The sequence below is a fragment of the Vibrio sp. 070316B genome (assembly GCF_013114115.1).
Taxonomy (GTDB): domain Bacteria; phylum Pseudomonadota; class Gammaproteobacteria; order Enterobacterales; family Vibrionaceae; genus Vibrio; species Vibrio chagasii_B.
Genome location: NZ_VTYC01000043.1, coordinates 34,146 through 44,679 on the forward strand (window position 1 = coordinate 34,146; position 10,534 = coordinate 44,679).

Below are 10,534 nucleotides of genomic sequence, written 5' to 3' on the forward strand. Positions count from 1 at the left end.
GAAGCGCCTAGACAGTGAAGCTCTGGGTGACATCACAGCTGTAAGGTGATGTTAGTCGACAGCTAAGATATTGACGTCAAACGTAACATCTTGGCCTGCAAGTGGGTGATTAAAATCAACCGTCACTGAATCGCCAGCGATCTCAGTGATAATACCTGGGATTTCCATGCCGTCTGGACCAGAAAATGCCATGATAGTGCCCACTTCAACCTCAGAGTCGCCAACAAATTTAGCACGGTCCATGTGATGGATATGATCTGGATTCGGCATACCAAATGCATCTTCCGCTTTCAGGTCGATAGACTTTTCAGTACCGGCTTCAAGCCCAAGTAAGCACGCTTCAAAGTTCTCGCTTAGGCTACCATCGCCCATCACGAACTTCGCCGGTTTGCCCATATTTTCGGTGCTATCGGCAACTGAACCATCCTTCATTTTAATCGTAAAATGTAGGGTTACTGCTGAATCATTTTTAATTGCTGCCACGTTACTTTCCTTAGACTTCTTTATTATTTGAGGATGCATTTTGCTTTGCTCCCTTGTTGACTGAAGCATAAAAAAAAGCGCCACCGGAATCAACCGACAGCGCTTAGGGCTATTCTATTCTGTGAGTCATAGACTGACTTTAGAGCATCTATTTAAAAGCTATTTGCTTTCGTCTTTCTTGCGGAAACCATCTAGGATGATCATCGCGGCACCAATACAAATACCCATATCGGCTAAGTTGAATGCTGGCCAGTGGTAAGTGCCCCAGTAGAAATCTAAGTAATCGACAACAAAGCCGTGTACAACACGGTCAAATACATTACCGACTGCACCACCTATGATGATGGCATAAGCGATGTTGTTCCACTTTTCTGTCGCTGGTAGCTTGCTCATCCAGTATGTCAGCATGCCCGTTACAGCAAAGGCAATACCTGTAAATAACCAACGCTGCCAACCACTTTGATCACTCAAGAAGCTGAATGCAGCACCGTAGTTATGAACGTACAAAAAGTTAAAGAACGGCAACACCTCAATACGGTTTGCCCAGCCATAACCCATGTTGTCCATGACAAAGAGTTTGATGCCGATGTCTGCAAGAAAAACCAGCAGAGCTAACCATAACCAACGTACACCAGATTGTTTTAACGAAACTTCACTCATTTCTATTCCTAGTATTTACGAAGCGATTCCTCATTCACACACTCGGTTTGAGTCGCCATGAAGAATCAGCTTGGTTAAACACATTTCCTATAACTAAAAATAACCCCAGTTGATACTGGGGCTATGATTTTTACAAAAAGTTCAGTCTTTCTCTGAGTCGTTATGCGAACTTACGCACTTCGCCTTCACCATCAACGTTTGATACACAACGGCCACAGATCTTCTCGTGTCCTTCAATAGTGCCTACGTCTGGTGTGTGGTGCCAACAACGGTCACACTTCTCAGCTTCTGTTGCTGCAACTTCAACGAATAGACCTTCAACGTCTGTCGCTTGAGCCGCATCAGACTTCTCGCTCAGTGGCTTAACAACCGCTGCAGAAGTGATAAGTACGAAACGTAGCTCATCTTCTAGCTTGTTGATCTTAGCCGCTAGTGCGTCATCAGCGTATAGAGTGACTTCAGCTTGTAGTGCACCACCGATTGTTTTCTCTTTACGAGCGTCTTCAAGAAGCTTGTTCACAGCGCCACGAACCGTTTGGATTTCAGCCCAGAATTCGTTGCTTAGCTCTTCGCCTTCAGCAAGACCGAACAGACCTTCGAACCATTCGCCAGTAAATACGAACTTGTCACGTTGACCAGGCATCTCGTTCCAGATTTCATCTGCAGTGAACGACATGATAGGTGCCATCCAACGAACTAGAGCTTCTACGATGTAGTAAAGCGCAGTCTGACAGCTACGTTGAGCATGGCTGCCCTGTTTTGCTGTGTACTGACGGTCTTTGATTACGTCTAGGTAGAAAGAACCCATTTCGATAGAACAGAACTGCATTAGACGCTGAGTTACACCGTGAGTGTTGTACTCGCCGTATGCTTTCACGATCTCTTCTTGTGCAGCTTGTGCACGGCCAACAGCCCAGCGATCAAGTGCAACCATCTCTTCAGCAGGCACTAGGTCAGTTTCAGGGTTGAAACCGCTTAGGTTCGCTAGGAAGAAACGCGCTGTGTTACGAATACGACGGTAAGCATCAGCAGAACGCTTCAGGATTTCATCAGAAACCGCTACTTCACCCGTGTAGTCTGTAGAAGCAACCCATAGACGTAGGATATCTGCGCCTAGTTTGTTGGTTACATCTTTAGGAGCAACAACGTTACCGATAGATTTAGACATCTTACGGCCGTTACCATCTACTACGAAGCCGTGTGTTAGCACTTGCTTGTATGGTGCTTCGTCTTTCATCGCGATAGATGAAATTAGAGAAGACTGGAACCAACCACGGTGTTGGTCAGAACCTTCAAGGTAAAGATCTGCACTGTTACCGTTGTACTCTTCACGAGAATCAACAACAGAGAAGTGTGTAACGCCTGAATCGAACCATACGTCTAGCGTATCTAGCACTTTTTCGTACTTGTCTGCGTCTTCAGCGCCCATTAGGTCAGCTGCGTCTACATCCCACCAAGCTTGAATGCCTTTCTCTTCAACTAGCTTCGCTACTTTTTCGATTAGCTCAGAGCTATCTGGGTGAAGTTCTGACGTTTCTTTATGAACGAAGAGAGCAATTGGCACACCCCAAGTACGTTGACGAGAGATACACCACTCAGGACGACCTTCGATCATACCTTCGATACGGCTTTGACCCCACTCAGGCATCCACTCAACATTCTTCGTTGACTCTAGTGCTTTTGCACGTAGGCCAGCTTGATCCATAGAGATGAACCACTGTGGTGTTGCACGGAAGATGATTGGAGTTTTGTGTCTCCAACAGTGTGGGTAGCTGTGCTCGTAAGCGTGGTGATGCAGAAGTGCACCTTTCTCTTTTAGAACGTCTAAAACAGAGTCGTTCGCTTTGAATACATGCTGACCAGCAAATAGCTCAGTATCAGGCAGGTAAACGCCGTTAGAGCCTACTGGGTTAGCGATTTCTAGGTTGTACTTCTTACCAACCACGAAATCCTCTTGACCGTGACCAGGAGCAGTGTGAACCACACCAGTACCTGAATCCGTCGTAACGTGATCACCTAGGATCGCAGGAACAGTGAAGTCGTAGAACGGGTGGTTGAACTGAGAAAGCTCAAGATCAGCACCAGTTGCAAAGCCTAGGTTATGGAAATGCTCGATGCCTGCACGATCCATTACGTCTTTTGCTAGTTCAGAAGCAACAACGATACGTTGAGCTGGCTGGTCGCCATTCGCTTCAACTTGTATAAGCACGTATTCAAGATCATCACGTAGACATACCGCTCGGTTAGCAGGCAGAGTCCATGGTGTTGTTGTCCAGATAACGATAGAGATTTCGCCTTGACCAGCGTGGCCGTCAGCTAGAGAGAATTTCTCTAGAAGCGCCGCTTCGTCAGCTGCAGTAAATTTCACATCGATAGATGGAGATACTTTATCTTTGTATTCAACTTCAGCTTCAGCCAGAGCAGAACCACAGTCAGTACACCAGTGAACAGGTTTGAAACCTTTCAGTAGGTGACCTTTGTCTGCGATTTTGCCTAGAGAACGAATGATGTTCGCTTCTGTACCGAAATCCATAGTGCGGTAAGGTTTGTCCCACTCGCCCATGATACCAAGACGTTTGAAGCTCTCTTTTTGACCTTCAACCTGGCCCGCAGCGTACTTACGACACTCTTCGCGGAATTCAGCAGCCGAAATCTTCTGACCTGGCTTACCTTTCTTCTTCTCAACCATTAGTTCGATTGGAAGACCGTGACAGTCCCAACCAGGGATGTACGGTGCATCAAAACCAGAAAGGGTCTTAGATTTAATAATAATGTCTTTAAGAATCTTATTCAGCGCGTGGCCAATGTGAATGTCGCCGTTCGCGTATGGAGGGCCATCATGCAGTACGAAAGATTTTTTACCTTTCTTTGCCTTACGGATTTCGCCGTAAAGATCTTCTTTGTACCAACGCTTAAGCATTTCTGGCTCACGATTTGCCAGATTGCCGCGCATTGGGAACCCTGTTTCTGGTAAGTTCAGGGTATCTTTATAATCACTCATCGATTCTTAATTCCGTTATATTGGGCGAAGTTAGACATTATGTTAATCGGTGGAATCATCCGATTAATTCTTTAGCTGAAGCAGCCACACCCTTGCGGCTTCAGCATCCAATTCTATTTGATTCTTTAATGCGTCGAACGATTCAAATTTTATCTCGTCGCGCAGTTTGTGCAAAAGTCGTACTTCTAACTGTTTACCATACAAATTGGCTTTAAAGTCAAAAAAGTGCACTTCTAATTGCTGCCTTACACCATTCACCGTTGGTCGTTGTCCAATATTAGCAACGCCACCGACAGGAACCCCATCGATATCCAATGCTTCGACAACGTACACTCCCGACACAGGAGATACACAACGCTTTAATGGAATGTTAGCGGTAGGGAAACCTATGGTTCTCCCCAGTTTTCGACCATGGGACACACGACCACTAATGCTGTAATCACGTCCTAACATGGTAGCACTTGCAGCCAAGTCATCGACCGCTAATGCATTTCGTATCTCAGTACTGCTGACACGTAATTGATTTAAGCAATAACTTTGTGTGCTTACCACCTCAAAGCCATACTTTTCACCCGCTTCTTTAAGCATAGCGAAATTGCCAGTGCGGCCTTTGCCAAAACAAAAGTCATCACCAACCACCAAAAACTTCACGCCAAGCTTATCAACCAAAAGATCTTTAATGAATGCTTCCGCCGATAAACTTGCAAAGTACTGATTAAAATTGACACACAATAAACGACTGATCTCTAGCTTTCTCAGTTGAACGTACTTATCGCGTAAGCGAGTCAAACGTGCTGGCGCTCTATCTCGGGCAAACAGCTCCATAGGCTGCGGTTCAAACGTCATAACAACAGAAGGTAAACCTAATGCTGCCGCTTGTTCAGAAACCTGGCTAAGAACCTCTTGATGTCCTAGATGAACACCATCGAAGTTACCTATGGTCAATACACAGCCGTGATGCTGCGCTTTAATATTGTGTATACCTCGGATCAGTTCCATTATGATCAGCTAAAACCTGTTATTTGCATCATTCATTGTGTGAAACCGACGGATTATATACTAATCAGTATTAATCTGTCGCTGCTTTTAAATGTTTTACTCGGATACCTAAAACCAGTACCGAAACAATATAAACAAAGCCACCAAGTCCAATCAAGCCTGTTAGCATCAGCGCTCTCTGACTAAAGCTCCATTCAAGCCATTGTTGCATATTATCTAACTGCCACAGAATTGCCGCGACCATCACGCCGCCTGAGACAACAAGCTTCGCGCAGAACAGTAAAGTGGTCTTTGTCAGCTTATAGACACCAGCAAGATGTAAACCGCGATATAACAAGGCCATATTCACAAAGGCTGACAGAGCGGTTGCAATTGCCAAACCTATATAGCCATAGAAATAAGCAAAGATAGCGTTGAATACCATGTTCGTGACCATTGCGATAATGCCGTACTTCACTGGGGTTTTCGTATCTTGACGAGAGTAATAACCCGGAGCTAACACTTTAATCAACATGAAGTTAAGCAAGCCAGATGCGTACGCCACTAAAGACATCGATGCTTGTTGCACGTCGTGTGGAGAGAACTCACCACGCATGAATAGCACCATCAGCATTGGTTTCGCTAAAACAATAAGCCCCAGCATGGCAGGAATGCCAAGCAGTAGCACCATACGCACGCCCCAGTCCATGGTATGTGCAAACCCTTCTCCTTGAGCATCAACGTGCTTACGAGACAAAGCAGGAAGAATCACAGTCGCAATCGCAATACCAAATAGACCCAGTGGGAATTCAAGCAATCGATCTGAGTAGTACAACCAACTAATAGAGCCTGTCGCTAGGAAGCTGGCAATGAAGGTATCAAACAGTAGGTTGATTTGGCTAACTGACACACCAAACAGAGCTGGAATCATTAATGTGCGAATCTTAACGACGCCCGGATCTCTCCAGCCCCACTTCGGCTTAACCAACACACCTGCTTTAATAAGGAAAGGCATCTGGAAAAGGAACTGAACTAAGCCACCAAGAAACACACCGATCGCCAAGCCGATTTCTGGCTGTTCTAAGTTCGGAGAGATAAACCACGCTGCACCGATGATCATGACATTCAAAAACACAGGGGTAAAAGAGGAGACCGCAAACTTACCCAGTGTATTGAGAATGGCACCAGATAACGCGACAAAAGTGATGAACCATAAATAAGGGAAGGTAATCTTGAGCATAAAGCTCGCGAGTTCGAACTTAGGCGCCGCTGGGCCATCATTTAGCCAGTCGATAAACCAACCCGCACCAAACAGCGCGGTAATTGCTCCAGAGCCCAGCACACCGATAACGGTAACAATAGACACTAATACCCCGAGCGTACCTGACACCTTAGCGATTAAATCTCGGGTTTTCTCTTTATCACCAGCCGCGTGATATTCCGTTAATACTGGAACAAACGCTTGAGAAAAGGCACCTTCTGCAAACAGTCGACGTAAGAAATTCGGGATTTTATTAGCGAAGAAAAATACGTCGGCACTCGCTCCTGCTCCCATCAAATTTGCTACTACTACATCACGTACTAGCCCCAATACACGGGAAACAAAAGTCATTGCACTGACAATCAGGCCTGACTTTAATAGTCGTTTACTCACAGAAACCTCTGACACTGGTTGATTACTTTCAAGGGAGGATAAATACTATCCTGTCCTAAGAAGCATATTTATTAGCATTGGTCTAAAAATGCTGTTAGAATCCCCGCCATCTTAACCGCGATGACCTTTCCATACCAAAGTTTGTTTGGCTACGATTGGTTTTTGCACAAATCATTTGACAATTAAGCGCTAATGAGGGATAGTCCTCGCCCTTAAATTGTCACCGAACTAAGTTTTTGGGAGTTAGACCCTTGGCAAACAGTAAATCTGCTAAGAAGCGCGCTATCCAAGCTGAGAAACGTCGCCAGCACAACGCTAGCCGTCGTTCTATGATGCGCACTTACATGAAAAAGACTATCGCAGCTATCGCAGCTGGTGATAAAGAAGCTGCAACTGCTGCTCTTGTAGAAGTTACACCACTTCTTGACCGTATGGCGACTAAAGGCCTTATTCATAAGAATAAAGCTGCACGTCATAAGTCTCGTTTCGCTGCTGCAATCAAAGCTCTTTAATAGAAATTTGATTACAACGCAAAACGAAAAAAACCGGCTTAGGCCGGTTTTTTTATATCTAAATTTTGAGCAGCCCAATTAAACGACTGACAGGCAGTAGTTAAAGGTGACTAACAAACCAAGTTACGAATAGTAAATAAAACAGATAGGAGTTAAATAGATAGGTTGTAGATAAATAGATAGTGAATAGACAGCGATAAACGTTCGACGTGAAATACTGACACTTCCTTGTGTCGACCTTATTCCTGATAAGAAACTACTTTTCTTACCAACAATAAACTACTTGCAATATAGACCATGCAGTAGATTAATCATTGCTTTTACTTCTTCACTGCTCAATGTGTAATACACGGTTTGAGCTTCTTTGCGAGTATCGACCAAACCATCTCTTCTCAACCAAGCAAGGTGTTGAGATAAAGCCGATTGACTCAGTTCCAACTTGCCACACAACTCCCCAACCGACAGCTCAGTACCATGTAAAAGGCACAAAATCTGTAAGCGACGTTCGTTGGCCATGGCTTTGAGTAGAATCACAGCTTGTGCTGAGTTCTTCTCCATCTCTTTTAAGTTCATAGTTTGGCTCCCTACAACCTTTACGCCAACTACGGGCTATCAGTATTTACGGCATATTGCGGAGTTATCATAGTCGATATCAATTCATTAACAAACTACCTCATTCGAACAATTTGCTAAAATCTGCGTCACATACATTTTTTACTGCTGGATGCTGGATCATCCTCTCAGCAAAAATGACGTAGTACTCCTCTTTTAACTCTTCAATACCACCTAATAGCTGCAATGAAGTGTCTTGTTCTACTTCTGACATATAAAGCGTTGGCGCTAAGAAAATCGCGTCATGGTGATAGCGAGCGAACGCTTTCATCAATGCCGCGTCATCAAACTCTCCCAAAATATCTGGTTTAAGACCTTGGCGGTCAAACCATTGCAGTATCTTGCGCCCCATTGAGGTTCGACTGCCCGGGATCAGCAACTTCCTTTGTTCTAGTACAGCAGGGAAATTAACCCCTTTCACTTCACCCGAGCTGAAAAAGCTCATACCGCTCTCACCCAACTTCTTGCTGAATAAGCCTGGGCTTTGGCTAGAGTCCACAGGGCAGTCAGACAAGATCATATCGAGCTTATGTTGAGAGAGCTGTTCAAGCAGCATTTCGTGAGTCGATTCAAAACAGCGAAGGTGGATACTGTTGTCTTCTGGAATTGTCGACATCAGGATCTTGCTAACGAGCCTTTTTGACAGCGCATCCGCAACACCGACATCAAACAGAATATTTGAGTGCTGACTGTAGTTCACGATGTCGAGCATTTCGTAGCTCAAACCAAACATACGATCCGCGTATTTGAACACCAACTGCCCAAGCTCTGTTGGTTCAACACTGCGACCATTACGCTTAGTCAGCTTGCCGTCCATTCGCTCTTCTAATGCTTTTATCTGGCCAGTTACCGTTTGAGGTGTGAGAAATAGAGCTTCTGCTGCTTTAGTAACAGAGCCTTGCTTACAGACCATCCAGAAGTAATAAAGATGGTTATAGTTGAGGTGCGACATAGGTGTGCCGTAAATAAGAGAGTCGATTCCTTTTTATATCAAATATGACACCTCCGCTCAACAAACTCGGAAAAACCAATCACAAAACCATTTAACCACTAATTTTTTCGAAGTGTTTGATTTCATAATGTAATATTAGGACGAATTTTCTCAATTTTTTTCTAACTTTTAAGATCTATATCACCCATCAAAACCAGCAATAAAAACATTCAAAAACAATAACTTAAAACAACCACATTTACTGTCAGAATATTTAAACAGTAAATCATCACAAAAAAGTCTCGCCTCAATCAAAATGTAATATTACTGAAATATTTCACCTCTAACATCACGCTCAGATTAAACAAACAGACCAAACACAGACTTAAACGGTCCTATGGAGAAAACATTATGAACCAAGCTACTACTGCAGCAGCGCCTATTTCGAGCACAACTCGTTGGCTACGCTGGGCTAACTTGGCATTCATGCTTTACCTACTATTACTTTCAGTTTCAATGGTTGGTACAGGCTTCAAATGGGCAACAGGCGAACAAGCAAAAGTTCTTTTTGAATTTGCTTCACACCCAGTTGCAGGCTTAATGATTGGTTTAGTTGCAACCGCACTTATTCAATCATCAAGTACAGTTACTTCAATTATCGTTGGCCTTGTGGCAGGTGGTTTACCTGTTGAGCTAGCAATCCCTATGATCATGGGTGCAAACATTGGTACTACGGTAACCAATACGCTAGTTAGCCTTGGTCACGTTCGTTGTAAAGAAGAGTTCAAACGCGCATTCGCAAGTGCGACGATTCACGACTTCTTTAACCTATTGGCTGTAGCTATCTTCCTACCGCTAGAGATGGCGTTTGGTATTCTAGAGAAGATTTCTCACTGGTTGGTATCTCCGATGCTAGCAACAGGTGATATGAGCATGAAGGGTCTTAACTTCATCAAACCAATCACTAAACCAGTAGTGAGCGCAATTAAAGAGCCTCTATCAACATTTGGCGACACGGTTGGCGGCATCATGCTTATCGCTCTAGGTATCGCAACTATCTTCGTAGCTATCACAGTTATGGGTAAGCTGATGAAGAGCCTAATGGTTGGTCGTGCTCGTGAGATTCTGAAGAACGCAATCGGTCGTGGTCCAATCCACGGTATCGCTTCTGGCTCTATCGTTACTATCCTTGTTCAGTCTTCTTCAACGACGACAAGCTTGATGGTTCCACTAGTAGGCTCAGGTGTTCTTAAAGTACGTGATGTTTACCCATTCACTCTAGGCGCAAACATCGGTACATGTATTACCGCTCTGCTAGCAGCAACAGCAGTATCTGGTGAGTTCGCAGTATTCGCACTACAGATTGCTCTAGTACACTTGGTGTTCAACATCATGGCAACGGTATTCATCTTCGGTATCCCGTTCCTACGTGAGCTACCAGTTAAAGCAGCAGACATGATTTCAGACATGGCTGTGAAGAACAAAGCTGTTGTTGCCGGTTACCTTGTTGCGGTATTCCTTGTACTGCCAGGCACAATCTTGTCTCTGACTGCTTAATAGCAAAATACACATCGCTTATAGCAAAGCCCGCAACCTAGGTTGAAGTGACCCCGTAAAGTTGGACATTTCTGTTAAGCGGCTTTCAAGGCCTGAGTTCGATATTCTATCGGAGTCAGGCCTTTTAGTTTCACTTTTATACGTTT

The 10,534-nt window shown here is 44.4% G+C and carries 10 protein-coding genes; 2 read left to right on the forward strand and 8 right to left on the reverse strand.

Going from position 1 to position 10,534, the window contains the following annotated elements; translation table 11 throughout:
• Window positions 1–51 precede the first annotated feature (51 nt).
• From fkpB to murJ, 5 genes are all read right to left on the reverse strand, one after another.
• Window positions 52–483 carry an FKBP-type peptidyl-prolyl cis-trans isomerase gene (fkpB, locus tag F0251_RS22430; protein ID WP_004739519.1) on the reverse strand — a complete coding sequence of 144 codons (432 nt, stop codon included), beginning with the start codon at window positions 481–483 and terminating at the stop codon, window positions 52–54.
• A 159-nt stretch (window positions 484–642) separates the two neighbouring features.
• Window positions 643–1,143 (reverse strand): signal peptidase II, encoded by a 501-nt coding sequence (lspA, locus tag F0251_RS22435; protein WP_004739521.1) that lies wholly within the window; start codon window positions 1,141–1,143, stop codon window positions 643–645.
• Between the two features lie 160 nt (window positions 1,144–1,303).
• Entirely contained in the window at window positions 1,304–4,144 is a 2,841-nt protein-coding gene (ileS, locus tag F0251_RS22440) for an isoleucine--tRNA ligase (protein ID WP_061033338.1), read from the reverse strand.
• Between the two features lie 63 nt (window positions 4,145–4,207).
• A complete protein-coding gene (gene ribF, locus F0251_RS22445; protein ID WP_171731858.1) occupies window positions 4,208–5,143 on the reverse strand; it encodes a bifunctional riboflavin kinase/FAD synthetase in 936 nt (311 codons plus the stop codon).
• A 70-nt stretch (window positions 5,144–5,213) separates the two neighbouring features.
• Window positions 5,214–6,776, reverse strand: a complete 1,563-nt coding sequence (gene murJ, locus F0251_RS22450) for a murein biosynthesis integral membrane protein MurJ (RefSeq protein WP_061033403.1) — start codon at window positions 6,774–6,776, stop codon at window positions 5,214–5,216.
• Window positions 6,777–7,027: 251 nt separating this feature from the next.
• Here murJ and rpsT point away from each other — a divergent pair, with 251 nt between their 5' ends.
• Window positions 7,028–7,288 carry a 30S ribosomal protein S20 gene (rpsT, locus tag F0251_RS22455; RefSeq protein ID WP_004739529.1) on the forward strand — a complete coding sequence of 87 codons (261 nt, stop codon included), beginning with the start codon at window positions 7,028–7,030 and terminating at the stop codon, window positions 7,286–7,288.
• Window positions 7,289–7,567: 279 nt separating this feature from the next.
• Here the strand turns inward: rpsT and F0251_RS22460 are convergent, their stop codons facing one another.
• A complete protein-coding gene (locus tag F0251_RS22460) occupies window positions 7,568–7,861 on the reverse strand; it encodes a metalloregulator ArsR/SmtB family transcription factor (RefSeq protein WP_004739532.1) in 294 nt (97 codons plus the stop codon).
• A 100-nt stretch (window positions 7,862–7,961) separates the two neighbouring features.
• Window positions 7,962–8,852: a transcriptional activator NhaR gene (nhaR, locus tag F0251_RS22465; protein WP_004739533.1), complete on the reverse strand. Its 891-nt coding sequence runs from the start codon at window positions 8,850–8,852 to the stop codon at window positions 7,962–7,964.
• Between the two features lie 390 nt (window positions 8,853–9,242).
• Here nhaR and F0251_RS22470 point away from each other — a divergent pair, with 390 nt between their 5' ends.
• A complete protein-coding gene (locus F0251_RS22470) occupies window positions 9,243–10,388 on the forward strand; it encodes a Na/Pi symporter (protein WP_061033341.1) in 1,146 nt (381 codons plus the stop codon).
• 74 nt (window positions 10,389–10,462) lie between these two features.
• On the opposite strand, the gene F0251_RS24720 is transcribed toward F0251_RS22470, so the two are convergent.
• Window positions 10,463–10,534: IS3 family transposase (locus F0251_RS24720; RefSeq protein WP_353057852.1), on the reverse strand; the 72-nt coding region annotated here is incomplete at its 5' end.